This is a genomic window from Pedobacter terrae, assembly GCF_900100705.1.
Lineage (GTDB): Bacteria > Bacteroidota > Bacteroidia > Sphingobacteriales > Sphingobacteriaceae > Pedobacter > Pedobacter terrae.
In genome coordinates this window covers 49,678-63,835 of sequence record NZ_FNCH01000002.1, presented here as the reverse complement: position 1 = coordinate 63,835, position 14,158 = coordinate 49,678, and the positions used below count along the sequence as shown (strand labels likewise).

Genomic DNA, 14,158 nt, shown 5'->3' with positions numbered 1-14,158 from the left:
TGGTATTTAAAACCTCATCTTTTCTGCAAACTTTCCATTTCTGGATAAAAACTTTCCGTATTCCAATAAATTATCAATTGGCGAATGCTGGAAAAGATCGAAAGTTACATTAATGCCCTTTTCTATGGCTTCGTCGCTTTTTTCAAAACCTTCACTGTCATCGTTGATCCAAAAATTAAGAATAAAGGCGAACTGAATCCATAAAGCATCCTTGTACCTTTTGCTTAAAAAACGACGTTCAGCAAGTTCGCCGCTATCCAAACCTTCTTCTATAATTTCTTGGGCAAAGTTTTCAAAAATAGGTTTAACACCGGCCAGTACTTCAGGCGTAGAGAATTTACCCTTATGATGCTTTAAGCTATAAATTACAAAACTGCGCTCGTTCTTCAGATTTTCCAGATAACTATAAAAGAAAGAAAGCATTTTTTCCCTGGCTGTATACTGAAGCCAGACTTCCTGTTCTTTGATTGTAGTAATGGTTTCGAAGGTGAGTTCAAACCAGATTGTTTTTTCTATGCTTTCGAAAGACGAAAAAAACTGATAGAAATCAGCCTCAGTAATTTTGAGCTTTTTTGCAAAAATATAAACTGATTTAGGTTTTTCATTGTTCGTTAAAACATAATCTAAATACCCTTTTCTAATTTGTTGAGCAGTTGCCATATAGCTGTTTTTTACAAGTATAACGTTTAATTAAATGCCTTGTTTTTCTTCAAGGTTTTTTGTTGATCATGAAATTGTAATAATAGCTTTCAAAATAATTGAAAGTTGGTTTTTAACTAATTAATTTAGTTTTTTAAAATTTAAATATGGACAATTAATTAGGTTTAAGCTAAATTATTTAGTATTTTTGTTTTCATTATTCCTTAAGTAAATCACGATAATATGATCCAGATGAATGATTTTTTATATGGCAAAATGGAGCTACCAATGGTGTTTTCCGACCTGTTGAATACCGATGCCTTAAAAAGACTGGGCGGGGTTCATCAAAGTGGTGCCATATTCCTGGTTAATCCAGATATCTGCCATTCGCGGCTGGAACATGTTATCGGTGTGGCCATGTTGATCAGGATGCTGGGTGGTTCAGAGCTGGAGCAGATTGCAGGCTTGTTACACGATATTTCGCATACAGCTTTTTCCCATGTGGGTGATTATGTTTTTGGCAATACAGATGAAGATTATCATGAAAAGGTTTTTGCCGAAATTTTATGTCAATCGGAAGTGCCGGGTGTACTGTTAAAATATGGATACGATGTTAGCCAGATTTTACATGGAACATTTGATATTTTAGAACAGCCATTGCCAGCGCTCTGTGCCGATCGTTTAGATTATACTTTGCGTGATGGCATTCATGGTGGGGTGATTTCGCGTCAGCGCGCCCGCGAATTTTTAAATGCTGTTGTGTTGAAAGATGGTAAAATAGCGGTGAATACAGAGGCTGAAGTGACCTGGATTAATGAAGCATTCGAGAAGCTGAATAATGATGTATTTAAACTGCCCCTTCATTTATATGCCAATGGCAAAATGGCCGAACTGATTAAGAAATTTTTAGATAAAGGTTTATTGGTAGAAAGTGACCTGTTTAAAACAGATACCATGTTGTTGAATAAAATTAGAACAACTTATGAAGGTTACGAAGCCATCAAGTCAATTAAACAGTTAAAGGGTTTAGCCGAATTTATACGCCATGGCGCAGTACCCAAGATTAAAAAACGAACTTTAAATGCCTTGCTGGTTTAGTATTTAGCTATAGGTGTTCTGCGTGAATTATTCCTTTCATTCCGTCATCCTGAACTTGTTTCAGGATCTTTCCATAAACCAAAATGTTCTGCCAATCCAATTTTAAAGAATTGACGTATATTGTAAAAAATATAAGAATATGTCTGCAATAGAAATTATTTTAATCGGAGTAGTTATCCTGCTTATTTTTGGTGGCAAGAAACTGCCCGAATTAATGAAGGGAATAGGGAAGAGCGTAAAAGAATTTAAGGATGCTAAAAATGAGCCGCCGGTTAAATAATTTTGTAATAAAACATTCCTTTACAGCTGCTGTTTAAACTAATAAATAGTTAAAAATGGAAAATCAAAAGCAAGATCCGGCAAAAGCGACTTTCACTCAAGAAAATGCAAAACATCCTGAACAGGGATTGGATAACTGGAACGACCGTTTAGATGAAAACCTGGAGCCTGAAGCACGTAATGATGTAGAGGCAGACGAAAAAGCCAAAGATTTCTCTGAAAAGTATGGAAGCGGTGATCAGTCCGATCAAGGTGATGATTGAATATTTATCATGTAGTCAATCAGGCTGGCAACGGCAGCTGCTAGATCGTGGCTTAACGCAGAATTAATATCGATCAAGACCTTCGATATTAAGATGTGGTAATTTTGTTGGTATTAGACTGGTGTATTGTTCGGCTTATCGTTTGGAGCGAAAAAATTATATAGAACGGAAATTTACTCACATCTATCTCTTTTATGCTTCGATTCATTGTACTGCTGGCAGACCTTTGTTCTTAAACCTGACAGCAATGGCAGATCCCGATTTAAGCACTTTTTTGTCCTTTATTTAGGGTGTGCTTGCTTATTTCACAGGTTTCATTGGGACTATAACGGATGGCAGGGCAGCAGACGGCCAGGCACACAGAACCGTTCATTTTCAAACCAATCATGATAACCTGTTCTTTTTTGAGCAATCTGGTTATAGAAAATGCCAACTGTACTAAAGTTCCTTTCTGAATCAGATCATCGTCCCGTTTGTGGACGGGGATGAACGAAAAGGCGATTTATCGCCGAAATGTCGCCGTATTTAGCATTGTAAATGCTAATCTTCCTAATCATCGTTTCTAACGATAACTATATAATGTAAACTAATAATTGGAAAACGGCCGACTGAAAACTGCCAATTGTATTAAAGTTCTTTTCTAAGCCTTGCTACCGGAATATTCATTTGTTCGCGATACTTTGCAACCGTTCTTCTGGCAATGTTATAACCTCTTTCTTTTAAAATTTCGGTTAATTTTTCATCAGCCAAAGGTTTGCGTTTATCTTCGTTGCCAATGCAGTCTTCTAATATCTTCTTAACCTCTTTATTGGAAACTTCTTCACCGTTTTCGGTTTGAATAGCTTCTGAGAAGAACGATTTTAGCAGAAAAGTGCCAAATTCAGTTTGTACGTATTTAGAGTTGGCCACCCTTGATACGGTTGAGATATCCATATCAATTTTGTCTGCAATATCTTTTAAAATCATCGGGCGCATCTTACGCTCATCAGCTGTTAAAAAATATTCATATTGATAGTGCATAATGGCATTCATCGTTTTTAACAAAGTCTGTTGTCTCTGTTTAATTGCATCTATAAACCATCGTGCAGAATCTAATTTTTGTTTCACAAACTGAACAGCCTCTTTCAATTTTTTATCTTTAGATGCGGCTTTGTCATAATGCTCAAACATCTCCTGGTAAGATCTGCTTACCTTTAATTCAGGGGCATTTTTCGAATTTAAAGTCAAAATTAATACGCCATCATTATTGCTGATATGGAAATCAGGAATAATCTGCATTTGTTTTGTTGTTACCTGGTTGGCATCACCTGGTTTAGGATTTAAACGCAAAATTTCGTTTACCACCTCTTTAAGTTCTTCGCTATCTAAGCCTAAACTTTTTTCTAATTTATCGTAATGTTTACGGGTAAATTCATCCAGATAGTTTTCTACAACATTCATTGCTTTAACTATAATCGGATTATTGGTATCTTTTCTTTTTAACTGGATCAGTAAACATTCTTTCAGGTCTCTTGCGCCAATGCCTGGAGGATCAAATCCCTGGATCAGTTTTAACATTTCCAAAACATCCTCTTCCTCAACCATCACATTTTGAGAAAAAGCAAGATCATCGATCATAGAGCCCAACGGACGGCGTATATAACCATCATCATCTAAACTGCCAATAATCTGTTTGCCGATAATAAAATCCTGATCGGATAGTGGAATAAGGTCTAATTGCTCTTGTAAACTTTCAAAAAATGTACTTTCAATAGCAATTGGTGTTTCTTTTTTCTCCTCATCGTCGTCGCCATTATTATAATTGGTGCTATAATCGTTGGTCGAATCATCTTGCAGATAATCATCTACATTAAATTCGTCCATGCTGGTATCTTCTGATGATTGTTCGTAATCCTCAGGGCCATCATTTAAATCATCATATTCACTTTTTGGCTCATCCTGAGTCATTAAGCTTGGATCTTCCAGTGCCGGATTTTCTTCGAGCTCCTCTTTTACACGTGTATCTAAAGCAACGGTTGGCACCTGCAACAATTTAATAAACTGTATTTGTTGTGGTGATAACTTTTGTAATAATTTTTGTTGTAAATGTTGTTTTAGCATAGTAAATAAAAAAGAATAGCGCAAAAATAAACAATAGATTTCAGATATTATGCTGATTTGACCTAAATGCTATCGATATGTCGGTTTTTAAAATTATTTCCTAAACGTTTGTATTGAGTTTAATGTTTGCTACTTTAGTAAATAAATAAACTAAACGAAGAAAGTATGGGCTTTGTAAAAGAATTTAAAGAGTTTGCCATTAAGGGCAATGCTTTCGATTTGGCCGTCGGCGTAATTATCGGTGGTGCTTTCGGTAAGATTGTAACCAGTATAATTGAAGATTTGATCATGCCTATGGTAGCCGCTATGGTAGGCAAACCAGATTTTAGCAGCATTTACTTTGCAATGGGTAAAGGATCTGAACTTATTCCCAAAGGAGCATCATTGGCTGAAGCTAAAAAAGCTGCTCCGGATGCCGCCATATTTGCTTACGGTAATTTTATTACGGTGGCCATAAACTTCTTACTATTGGCATTAATTGTTTTTATTATGGTTAAAACAATTAATAAAATGAAAAAGAAAGAAGAAGCCGTAGCAGTTGCTGCACCACCTGTACCTACAAAAGAAGAAGTGCTTTTAACCGAAATCAGAGATTTGCTAAAAGCAAAAGCATAAAAACACTAAAGCTCCGCAACCATCTTAGCTGCGGAGCTTTTGGTTTTAATAACTTCTTTTTACTTTTGGATCGGTGATGATAATGTAATCGCCAAGTTGACTAAATTTTTCCCATTTAGGGTTGGTGAAGCTTTCATCAGAAAACGATGAAATATTCAGGATTTTTAATTTTGGATTTAATTGTTTGAGTTTTGCCAGTGTTCCCAGTTGTTCATCGCTATGGAAACGGCCGTTGAGCTGCAAAACCTTGATGCCTTTATTCGCTTTAATGAATTTATTTATAGACCAGGCCATGGTCGCATCCCATAAATTTTGGGTCTGGTAAATTTTCATCGTGCCCATGCTGTGTCCACCCAAAGTTTCTGTAAACTTTTCATAATACCTGCCCTGAGCAGTATCAATAGGAATGGGAGGTAAAAAATTGAATGATGTTTTAGGAAAATTTTCTAAAACCCTCAGTCCGCCCATTGTAACCGCATTGCTATAACGCGTTGCCGCATTAGCAGCAATAACTTTTAATCCATTCTGTTTGGCATATTCAATTAGAGGTCTGTAATCTTTATAATTTCCCCAGGCCCTGCTTTCTTTAACAAAGTTTTTTTCTGAAATTAACCCTGCCAGGTATTCATCTACTTCAGGTTGTACATCGGTAGGAAACATTTCTAAAGATAACACCATTTTTAATGGATATTTTGAATGGAGTTTTTTGAACAGTTCTACTTCCAGGTAGTGGCCAATAGAATCGTTATGGTCTTCGCCAAAAAATAAAACATCAGCCTGCTCCATATCAGCAGCAATGTCGTCTATTGATATTGATTTTTGTTTTTTTACATCATAGATCTTATAATGGCTGCTGATTTCCTGTGCATACAAGCCAGTGGAGATCGCAAAAACAATTACGAAAAGGATAAATTTCATGCCCTCAAAATAACAAAATAATTTTCACCGATAAAATAAGGTCGCTTACCGCCCTTTATCCTGTTCCTGCATGTGGCGTATATGATGGTCGGTTACTGATCAATACTTTTGGCTTATTAAATACGAGCATAAATGGAAAACATCAATCATCATAATAACAACCAGGTTAAAAACTCAGGAAGGGTTTGGAGCGGTTTCATCATCATCATCATAGGCTTTGCATTTTTGCTGAACAATATTGGATTAAACATTCCCAGATGGATCTTTAGCTGGTCTAATTTTTTAATTTTATTAGGCGTGTTTCTCGGCGTTCGTCGTAACTTTAAGGGCATAGGCTGGTTGGTCTTAATTTTGGTTGGTACTTATAATACCTTAATTCATATACCCGGACTTGATCTCGACCTATCTAAATATGCTTTAGGCTTTGGTTTGGTAATCGTTGGCTGCTTTTTAATTTTCAGACCAAAGCATGTTTCGCTTTCTAAGAAAAAGGATAAACGTAAAGCCAGTTTTGATTTTGAAGGCGAACCAGATCAAGAATCAGTAAATAGTAACGATGTTATTGATGTAATGGCGGTTTTTGGCGGTAGTCATCAAACGGTATATACCAAAAACTTTCAGGGGGGCGATATTACGGCCGTTTTTGGCGGGGCTGATATTGTAATGACGCAGGCTGATTTTCCTGAAACCGTATCCCTTGATGTAACAGCGGTTTTTGGTGGGATTAAATTAATTGTACCGCAAAATTGGGCTATAAAATCGAACGTAACGGCATTATTTGGTAGTGTTGAAGATAAAAGATCACATGTGATGCCGGTAGCAGAGCTAAAAAAGACATTGATTTTAGATGGAACAGCTTTATTTGGTGGGATTGAAATTAAAAGTTTCTAAACATTTATTATAAATATCGCCTATGAAATGGTTTGCAGTAAATTGTATCTATCAGGTAATTTGTGGTGAAGGAAAGCATACGCCCCAGTTTAATGAACAAACGCGTTTAATCCAGGCAAAAGGGATCAGGCAAGCCTTAAGTAAAGCTAATTTGAATGCCGTACATTTTAATCCTGCTCTTAACAATTGCCAGGGAGATAAAATAGTATGGAAGTTTTTAGGTGTAGGTGGGATATCTGAGGTTGTAGAACTTACAGATGGTGCAGAAGTAAGTTCGAAGATGGTTGAACCCCAATCGGTTTCATTATATCTGGAAAAGCTGGCGCACCGCAATAAATCATTAACTAATCAGAATCGTTTTGACAACTAGACCTTTATCCGTTCCGCAAATACAGAAACTATCAATCACCATTGCAATCGTGTGGACGGTAATGTGTGCTGCTGGATTGCATTATGTAGTTAATTTTTCCTGGTGGATAGCGATAACGGATAGCTTAACCAATAATTTTTTACTGGCATTGGCCTGTATCGGGGTAAGCAATATGCTGGGGTATTATCAGCCAAAAAACGAAAGAATGCTTTACGTACTGATTGTTGCACTGGCCCTTACATTTGTAATTATTTATGCCGCCAAATATAGCATGCTTTATATTTTTGCCGATTATAAAGAATATAAAGATTTTTATAACTTTTCTTTTGCGTTTAGAGGTTTAATCTCTTTTATGTGTTTGGGCTGGTGTGCCTTGGCAAATATATTATGGTATAGGTTAGAAGAACAGTCAGAAACACACGAAAGACTCTCTGCAGCAAAGAGTTTGGCTAAAGAAGCAGAGTTAAATAAGTTAAGGCACCAATTGCAGCCGCATTTTCTTTTTAACAGCCTAAATTCAGTATTTGCACTTACCATGGTTAACCCAAAAGAAGCTGGGGTAATGATTACAAAATTGGCTTCTTTTTTACGTGGTACCTTAAAACGTGACGATGAATTATGGGTTTCGGTTGAGGAGGAGATGGAGTACATCCAATTGTATCTCGATATCGAAAAAGTAAGATTTAGCCATAGATTGAATATTGAAGTGAATGTAGCCGAAGATACCTTAAACCTTTGCCTGCCAGGTACATTGTTGCAGCCCATTGTAGAAAACGCCATTAAATTTGGCCTTTATAATACCTCTGCTGGCATTACGATTAAAATTGATGTTACGGTTGAATATAATATTTTACAATTGCGCGTTCAAAACCCTTTCGATCCGGAAATGAAAGCTGCCGGAGGAACCGGATTTGGTTTAAGTGCCATTAAACGCAGGTTGTATCTGTTATTTGCGAATACCCATTTATTACAAACCGATATTGAGGCAAATAATTTATATATTACCACCCTAAAAATTCCACAAAAAAATGATCAGGACAATACTAATTGATGATGAGCCTTTAGCGAGAGATATTGTAAAGTATTACCTTTCAGATCATGCAGAAATAGAGATTGTAGCCGAGTGTGCTGACGGATTTGAAGGTTTAAAAGCCATCACCTTGCATAAGCCTGACCTCATTTTTCTCGACATACAGATGCCTAAAATTAGCGGTTTCGAAATGCTTGAGCTTGTTGAAGATAAACCTGCAGTAATTTTTACCACCGCTTTTGACGAGTATGCCATCAAGGCCTTTGAGGTTAATGCAGTAGATTATCTCCTCAAGCCAATTGATAAATCGCGCTTTGATGCTGCCATCAAAAAACTACCATGCAAATTAAATCAAACCGAGAATACAGAAGCTGTTTTAGATGCTGCAGCCTTAAGCCCGGCCCAAAACAATAGGGTAGTGGTTAAAAAAGACGGCGTAATTAAGATTATTCCTGTTGCTGATATTAACTATTTAGAGGCTGATGATGATTATGTGAAATTGAGTACCGTTGACGGTGCGTTCTACAAGAACAAAACCATGGCTTATTTTGAACAAACACTTGATGCCAATCAGTTTATCCGCATACACCGATCATACATCATTAACCTGGCACAGGTAACCAAAATTGAGTTAAAAGAGAAAGATAGTTATGTGGTGTTGTTGAAGTCTGATATCTGGTTGCCAGTAAGTAAAACGGGTTATTTGAAATTGAAGGCAGCATTGGGCTTGTAAAAAAAAGTAATATTTTATAACTGGCGTCACCCTGAATTTATTTCAGGGTCTACTTTGCAAGAAAGATGCTGAAATAAATTCAGCATGACGTTCGCAGGTAATAGTTATCGCGTCCTATTGCTAAGGATCATTGATAGAGACGTTTAGTAAAACATATAACAGATATTTATAAATAGCCACAGGGCCTCGTTTTTCAAAAGATTTTTTACATTTGCACTTAAATAGAAAAAATAATAATTAATCACGCTTGCATTTGTAGAGAAATCGCTTTATATTTGCACCTCTTAATTTTACAATAGATAATATACAGTCATGAAAAGAACATACCAACCTTCGCAAAGAAAGAGAAGAAACAAACACGGCTTCCGCGAAAGAATGGCAACAGCTAACGGCAGACGAGTATTAGCATCACGTCGTGCTAAAGGAAGAAAAAGATTAACAGTTTCTGACGAACGCAAGCATAAAGCATAATTTTTGATTGCTTTTCCGTTAATTCGGGATCGGCAGATCAAAATCTGCAATGATCAATCAAAAATATATGTACACATTCAGGAAAGAAGAACGGTTATGCAGCAGGAAACATTTAGACCTGTTGTTTAAAAACGGTTCTTCTTTTTTATTATACCCCTTTCGGATTTCTTATCTTTTTGTTGATGCATCTGCTGATGTGCAAGCACAGGTAGTAATCAATGTGCCTAAAAGAAGATATAAACGGGCGGTAGACCGCAATCTGCTCAAGCGTCGCATCCGCGAAGCTTATCGCCTAAATAAACAAGATAAATTATACTTGCCTTTACCTACAGATAGGGGATTGCTTTTGTTCTCTATCCAGTTTGTGGGGAAGAATAAGTATGAGTTTGCTTTTATTGAGAAAAAACTGAACGCTACCTTCAAACGTTTCCAAAATTTAATCCAGCCCGATGAAATTCATCAATAAAATTTTCGGATGGTTGTTTTTGGGTTTGATTAAAATCTATCAATATGCCATTTCGCCTATGCTCGGCGCAAATTGCCGCTTTACTCCAACCTGCTCTCAATATGGTATAGAAGCCATTAAAAAGCATGGCCCTTTTAAAGGTGGCTGGCTGGCACTGAAACGTATTGGCCGTTGTCATCCCTGGGGTAAGCACGGGCACGATCCGGTTCCATAGATGGGTTCATTTATTATGGATTGATTAGTTATTTTCGGTTCTTAGTTCTAATCTTAATAGTAGTCGTCTTTCGACTGAAGTGAAACGGAACGCCCGCCTGTGCGGACAGGCAGCGAGAAATCTATTTAGTCAAGTTTTGATTTTTTAAAGGTCCTTCATTGCATTCAGGATGACAGACAAGAAAGAGACTTGACTTCAGACAATGATTACGGACTCATTTAAACCATCTTCCATAGCCCCTCTTACATCGTCCATTTTTATTTATCTTTGTCTCATGGCTAAAATACTTCAAATAGAAACCGCTACGGCAATCTGTTCTGTGGCAGTATCTGTTAATGGTGAAACAATTTCTTTTAGAGAGGAGCAAGGACAAAACCTGCATGCGGCAAATTTAACCCTGTTTATCGGAGAGGCAGTTAAAGCTGCAGGCTTAAGCTATCAGGAGCTGGATGCCATCGCCGTAAGTAAAGGCCCCGGATCTTATACTGGCTTGCGTATTGGTGTTTCTACAGCTAAGGGACTTTGTTATGCCTTGGATAAGCCCTTAATTGCCATTGAAACATTAGAGATGATGGCTGCTGGCTATTTGTCTAAAAACCTGGATTATTCCGGTTTAATCTGCCCAATGATTGATGCCCGTAGAATGGAAGTATATACCTCAATTTTAGACCGGTCGTTAAACGTAATTACACCAACGGAAGCTAAAATTATTGATGAAACGAGTTTTAACGGGTTCCTTTCAGAACAAGTGATTACCTTTTTGGGCGATGGAGCAGCTAAATGTGCTGAAGTTTTAACACATCCGAATGCAAAATTCGATGCTGCTAATTTCAATTCTGCTAGCTATATGTCGAGGTTGGCTAACGAAGCTTTTAGTAGCAGTAAATTTGAAGACGTAGCCTACTTCGAGCCTTTTTACCTGAAAGATTTTGTAGTTACACCATCTAAGAAGCAACAAGTACAAGGTTAAGTCTATTTTCTTTTAAAAATCGAAAACAGGCTTTTAAAGAAACTATCATCATTGCTATGATCATTAATTCCCGGTATGATATCGGCAAATTGAGGATGGTTAACCACGTTTCCAAATTTAATGCCTACACCCATGTAAAAAGAACTGCCATTGGGCCCGCTTCCCACAGTAGCATCTCTTCTAATGGTACCTATGGTTTGGGAACTTGTTGCGATCAGATTATCGGTACCCATAAACAGTTCGAAATTGGGTGTTTGGTATTTTGCCTGTAATCCAACCATAAAAACACCATTTAAATTGTACAATGGTATTACGCTCCCTGAAAAGTCGTTGGCAATAAAAGTATTTACTAAAGCAATATCGCCACCTTTGTAAAATAGGTTTTTGGAAACAGCTAATGCAGGTTTGTATAAACCGTAGCGTTTAGACATATAAAAATCAAGTTTAGCATTCGTAGGGGCCAGAAACTTTTTGGGTTGTCCTGATTTCAAGAAGATATCTTTTATTTGCTGATTGGTATTCGACTGGTTGTTCTCAATATCATCGATAGTTTTTGGTTGTTCTAAAATTGTGCGTTGGGTATTGTTGCGCCACCAGATAAATCCTAAATCTTTAATGTTCGCCATTAAAAATAAACCTTTTTTCGTTGTATAATTACTGCCAAAACCTAATGATAAACCAGGGTTTTTAAAATTCGGGAAAAGGGTTTTATTACTTACTTCATTAAATTCAGAAAAATTGGCTGAATAAGTTCCGTTGAAGAGAATTACTGGTCCAGCTGCCTCAGGATCGATATATAATTGAGAGTTATAGATATTTATTTTATTGTAAAGCATGCCACTCAATACACTAGCTTTTAAACCAAACGCAAGTCTTTTGTTCCAATTTTCGCGATAAGTGAAGCTAAATTGATGGTAGCTTTGTTGATAACCTTTGGTGTCGAAGATTCCGGAATACAGCTGGTTTTTATTAAACCGATCGAAGGAATCGAAAATAGCTAAAGTTTCGTTGGTGTAATCGATATGGGCATCAGATCTGATCTGCCATGAAAAGCCCATTTCTTTCTGATACTTGTAAGAGCTGAAAAGCCTGAATGTTGCCACATAGATATTGCTGTTTTCAAAAAAATGATTAATCTCGCCTCTGCCGATCAGTAAACTTTCGGTATCAAAAACGCCCTGCTGGGTTAATTTTCTTATGACAAAATTAGAACTTCCCTTATTAATGGCATTTGTTCCAAAATATGGTAAAAAGAAATTAGAAGAGAATTTTCTTGATGAATCTAAAGTAAAAGATTTTTGAGACGGGTTTTCGAATGCATCGAACATGGTTTTAGTGCCAAAAAGCGCATATTGTTGCGCATTTGCAACCCCGAAGCTGGCTACTGCCAGTAACGTAAGTAAAAGTTTCTTCATGTAAAATAGTTTATTGGGATGGTTTACTTAACGGTTACTTAGCGAATCGGGTATTTTTGATTGTATGTGTTTGTTTAAAAGTAAGTTAGTAATAAATTTGTTTTTATCTGCACTCATTTGATAACAAAATGTATCGAAACTTTTTAAACCGCTATCGGCCCGCAAATGCCTGTAGAAATTCAGTTGAATATTATGCCTGAATATATCCACCGAATTCTTGGTATTGATGTAGTAACTTACATTTGAAGTGGTAGAAATTTCATTCACTACATCTAAATATTGCGGCGTTTGTATTAAAAGTCTGTTATTTTTATAATTATTTAAAAATGATTGTACTGTACTGGCATTATTGGCTACAACTAAATTATTATCAATAATGGCATAATAAGGCCTCGCAAATTTTTTAAAGGGCTCACCAAAATAACTGTATAAGATATCGGCCGATTTAAAGAGTTTAATGTCTTCGTTATAATCTGTACTTACATCAAGCAACAACTGTTTTGTTTTTTCGCCATTAGATAATGAAACTGCACCTAGTTTTTCGCCGGTGCTTAACTGAAAAAGAATAAACTGATTCTTCGTGTAATTGTTAAATATCAGGTTTAAATCTGTTCTGTAATCATTCTTTACGCTTTTGATTACCGCACTGGTTTTTGAAAGTATTTTCGTCTGTTCCTGCCAGGTATTTAATTTCTTAAGCCATTTGCCATAATCATCATAAGCATAAAGCATATAATTTGCAGTATTTTCGGGCAGAATATTTTGGATAGATGTCTTTTGGGCCGCAATGTTTTCGAATAGCTTAAGGTAATTATACTGATCTCTTATTTCTGTACTTCCATTAAAAAGAATTTTTTCCTTACTGAAATTGTAATTGAGTACAGCAAAACTGTTCTGTTGGTTAAATAGGGCAATTTCTCCGTTGATGTTACCTGCAATAATATTTTTGAGCAATAGCGGCGCCTGGTTAAAATTGATGTACATATTAGCCAGTACATTTTTGATCTGGTGGTTATTCTCTTTAATATATTCGGTAAAAGGATTTTCCGTTAAACGGATATTAGCATCATTAATCAGTTTTAAAGAAGTTGAAACCGTTAATACCTGGTTATGGATCCCCAAATAAACCTGTAGGCTATCATTTATTTTTACCGTATAAAGCGACTTCGAACTCTCAGTAATTACTTTTTTATGCCTTAGCTGATCATAGAATTTTTTGATGTCGTTATCGGGCTGAATTTGTAAGGTGATCAGGAAGTTAAGGGTTTTATTCGAATCAGGTAGCACACTAATATAAACCTGCTGATCTTTCAAATACCTGTTGAGCAGATGATCATCAACAATACTTGCCTTTAGCTGTTTTAGGAGGTTCATTTTATCTTTGCCCAAAACCTGCTGAATAAGTTGTTGCCCATCAATAATGTTGTAAAAACCTTTGTCGTTCTGAAAAGAAAATACCAAGGCCGCGTTATTGGTTGCCGATTGCAGCGCCAGGTCTTTTGCATCATTATCAATTCCCAATTTCGAAAAATACAGGTAGGCCATAAAGGCTACACCTAAAAATAATGCACTTGTTAGAATTACGATTTTTTTCATCTGCTGTGCAACAAATTTAATTTATTACATTGATTAGTGAGAAGTTCTTTACCAATTTATTAATTTAGCGACTGCTACTTGCAAATAACT

General features: G+C 36.4%; 17 protein-coding genes. 12 read left to right on the top strand and 5 right to left on the bottom strand.

All coding sequences use genetic code 11. The annotated features are described in order from the left end of the window. Positions 1-6 precede the first annotated feature (6 nt). The gene (locus tag BLR60_RS03420) at positions 7-660 is read right to left on the bottom strand and encodes a TetR family transcriptional regulator C-terminal domain-containing protein (protein ID WP_090496826.1); all 654 of its coding nucleotides are present in this window, start codon (positions 658-660) and stop codon (positions 7-9) included. A gap of 231 nt (positions 661-891) precedes the next feature. Here BLR60_RS03420 and BLR60_RS03415 point away from each other — a divergent pair, with 231 nt between their 5' ends. From BLR60_RS03415 to BLR60_RS03405, 3 genes are all read left to right on the top strand, one after another. Further along, positions 892-1,737, top strand: coding sequence for an HD domain-containing protein (locus BLR60_RS03415; protein WP_244155581.1), 846 nt, complete (start codon positions 892-894; stop codon positions 1,735-1,737). A gap of 139 nt (positions 1,738-1,876) precedes the next feature. Beyond that, positions 1,877-2,017: a Sec-independent protein translocase subunit TatA/TatB gene (locus BLR60_RS03410; RefSeq protein ID WP_090496822.1), complete on the top strand. Its 141-nt coding sequence runs from the start codon at positions 1,877-1,879 to the stop codon at positions 2,015-2,017. Between the two features lie 55 nt (positions 2,018-2,072). Beyond that, positions 2,073-2,279 (top strand): hypothetical protein, encoded by a 207-nt coding sequence (locus BLR60_RS03405; protein ID WP_090496820.1) that lies wholly within the window; start codon positions 2,073-2,075, stop codon positions 2,277-2,279. Positions 2,280-2,906: 627 nt separating this feature from the next. On the opposite strand, the gene rpoN is transcribed toward BLR60_RS03405, so the two are convergent. Further along, entirely contained in the window at positions 2,907-4,379 is a 1,473-nt protein-coding gene (gene rpoN, locus BLR60_RS03400; protein ID WP_090496818.1) for an RNA polymerase factor sigma-54, read from the bottom strand. 165 nt (positions 4,380-4,544) lie between these two features. On the opposite strand from rpoN, the gene mscL reads away from it, so the two are divergent. Beyond that, positions 4,545-4,994, top strand: coding sequence for a large conductance mechanosensitive channel protein MscL (mscL, locus tag BLR60_RS03395; RefSeq protein ID WP_090496815.1), 450 nt, complete (start codon positions 4,545-4,547; stop codon positions 4,992-4,994). 45 nt (positions 4,995-5,039) lie between these two features. Here the strand turns inward: mscL and BLR60_RS03390 are convergent, their stop codons facing one another. Continuing rightward, positions 5,040-5,912 carry a ChaN family lipoprotein gene (locus BLR60_RS03390; protein WP_090496813.1) on the bottom strand — a complete coding sequence of 291 codons (873 nt, stop codon included), beginning with the start codon at positions 5,910-5,912 and terminating at the stop codon, positions 5,040-5,042. 132 nt (positions 5,913-6,044) lie between these two features. Between BLR60_RS03390 and BLR60_RS03385 the strand changes: the two genes are divergently transcribed. The 8 genes from BLR60_RS03385 to tsaB all read left to right on the top strand — a co-directional run bounded on the left by BLR60_RS03385 (position 6,045) and on the right by tsaB (position 11,057). Beyond that, positions 6,045-6,803 carry a LiaF transmembrane domain-containing protein gene (locus BLR60_RS03385; protein WP_090496811.1) on the top strand — a complete coding sequence of 253 codons (759 nt, stop codon included), beginning with the start codon at positions 6,045-6,047 and terminating at the stop codon, positions 6,801-6,803. A 22-nt stretch (positions 6,804-6,825) separates the two neighbouring features. Then, complete coding sequence (locus tag BLR60_RS03380) at positions 6,826-7,173, top strand: DUF4288 domain-containing protein (RefSeq protein ID WP_090496810.1); 348 nt, start codon at positions 6,826-6,828, stop codon at positions 7,171-7,173. Beyond that, positions 7,163-8,224, top strand: a complete 1,062-nt coding sequence (locus BLR60_RS03375; protein ID WP_244155580.1) for a sensor histidine kinase — start codon at positions 7,163-7,165, stop codon at positions 8,222-8,224. The genes BLR60_RS03380 and BLR60_RS03375 overlap by 11 nt, the downstream gene beginning before the upstream one ends. Further along, complete coding sequence (locus BLR60_RS03370) at positions 8,202-8,936, top strand: LytR/AlgR family response regulator transcription factor (protein WP_090496808.1); 735 nt, start codon at positions 8,202-8,204, stop codon at positions 8,934-8,936. The genes BLR60_RS03375 and BLR60_RS03370 overlap by 23 nt, the downstream gene beginning before the upstream one ends. Before the next feature lie 312 nt (positions 8,937-9,248). Beyond that, on the top strand, positions 9,249-9,407 hold the full coding sequence (gene rpmH / locus BLR60_RS03365) for a 50S ribosomal protein L34 (RefSeq protein WP_010601723.1): 159 nt from the start codon (positions 9,249-9,251) through the stop codon (positions 9,405-9,407). A gap of 49 nt (positions 9,408-9,456) precedes the next feature. Further along, positions 9,457-9,873 carry a ribonuclease P protein component gene (locus BLR60_RS03360; protein WP_244155579.1) on the top strand — a complete coding sequence of 139 codons (417 nt, stop codon included), beginning with the start codon at positions 9,457-9,459 and terminating at the stop codon, positions 9,871-9,873. Beyond that, positions 9,857-10,087, top strand: coding sequence for a membrane protein insertion efficiency factor YidD (yidD, locus tag BLR60_RS03355; protein ID WP_090496806.1), 231 nt, complete (start codon positions 9,857-9,859; stop codon positions 10,085-10,087). Before BLR60_RS03360 ends, yidD begins: the two co-directional genes overlap by 17 nt. Before the next feature lie 274 nt (positions 10,088-10,361). Then, complete coding sequence (gene tsaB, locus BLR60_RS03350; protein ID WP_090496805.1) at positions 10,362-11,057, top strand: tRNA (adenosine(37)-N6)-threonylcarbamoyltransferase complex dimerization subunit type 1 TsaB; 696 nt, start codon at positions 10,362-10,364, stop codon at positions 11,055-11,057. Between the two features lie 2 nt (positions 11,058-11,059). Here tsaB and BLR60_RS03345 read toward each other — a convergent pair whose 3' ends face one another. Continuing rightward, positions 11,060-12,472, bottom strand: a complete 1,413-nt coding sequence (locus tag BLR60_RS03345) for a DUF5723 family protein (protein ID WP_090496803.1) — start codon at positions 12,470-12,472, stop codon at positions 11,060-11,062. 27 nt (positions 12,473-12,499) lie between these two features. Continuing rightward, positions 12,500-14,068, bottom strand: coding sequence for a hypothetical protein (locus tag BLR60_RS03340; protein ID WP_090496801.1), 1,569 nt, complete (start codon positions 14,066-14,068; stop codon positions 12,500-12,502). Positions 14,069-14,158 lie beyond the last annotated feature (90 nt).

Excerpts from the sequence above, each read along its gene's own strand:
- BLR60_RS03420 (WP_090496826.1), bottom strand. The coding sequence starts at position 660 with ATGGCAACTGCTCAACAAATTAGAAAAGGGTATTTAGATTATGTTTTA.
- BLR60_RS03415 (WP_244155581.1), top strand. The coding sequence starts at position 892 with ATGAATGATTTTTTATATGGCAAAATGGAGCTACCAATGGTGTTTTCC.
- BLR60_RS03410 (WP_090496822.1), top strand. The coding sequence starts at position 1,877 with ATGTCTGCAATAGAAATTATTTTAATCGGAGTAGTTATCCTGCTTATT.
- BLR60_RS03405 (WP_090496820.1), top strand. The coding sequence starts at position 2,073 with ATGGAAAATCAAAAGCAAGATCCGGCAAAAGCGACTTTCACTCAAGAA.
- rpoN (WP_090496818.1), bottom strand. The coding sequence starts at position 4,379 with ATGCTAAAACAACATTTACAACAAAAATTATTACAAAAGTTATCACCA.
- mscL (WP_090496815.1), top strand. The coding sequence starts at position 4,545 with ATGGGCTTTGTAAAAGAATTTAAAGAGTTTGCCATTAAGGGCAATGCT.
- BLR60_RS03390 (WP_090496813.1), bottom strand. The coding sequence starts at position 5,912 with ATGAAATTTATCCTTTTCGTAATTGTTTTTGCGATCTCCACTGGCTTG.
- BLR60_RS03385 (WP_090496811.1), top strand. The coding sequence starts at position 6,045 with ATGGAAAACATCAATCATCATAATAACAACCAGGTTAAAAACTCAGGA.
- BLR60_RS03380 (WP_090496810.1), top strand. The coding sequence starts at position 6,826 with ATGAAATGGTTTGCAGTAAATTGTATCTATCAGGTAATTTGTGGTGAA.
- BLR60_RS03370 (WP_090496808.1), top strand. The coding sequence starts at position 8,202 with ATGATCAGGACAATACTAATTGATGATGAGCCTTTAGCGAGAGATATT.
- rpmH (WP_010601723.1), top strand. The coding sequence starts at position 9,249 with ATGAAAAGAACATACCAACCTTCGCAAAGAAAGAGAAGAAACAAACAC.
- BLR60_RS03360 (WP_244155579.1), top strand. The coding sequence starts at position 9,457 with ATGATCAATCAAAAATATATGTACACATTCAGGAAAGAAGAACGGTTA.
- yidD (WP_090496806.1), top strand. The coding sequence starts at position 9,857 with ATGAAATTCATCAATAAAATTTTCGGATGGTTGTTTTTGGGTTTGATT.
- tsaB (WP_090496805.1), top strand. The coding sequence starts at position 10,362 with ATGGCTAAAATACTTCAAATAGAAACCGCTACGGCAATCTGTTCTGTG.
- BLR60_RS03345 (WP_090496803.1), bottom strand. The coding sequence starts at position 12,472 with ATGAAGAAACTTTTACTTACGTTACTGGCAGTAGCCAGCTTCGGGGTT.
- BLR60_RS03340 (WP_090496801.1), bottom strand. The coding sequence starts at position 14,068 with ATGAAAAAAATCGTAATTCTAACAAGTGCATTATTTTTAGGTGTAGCC.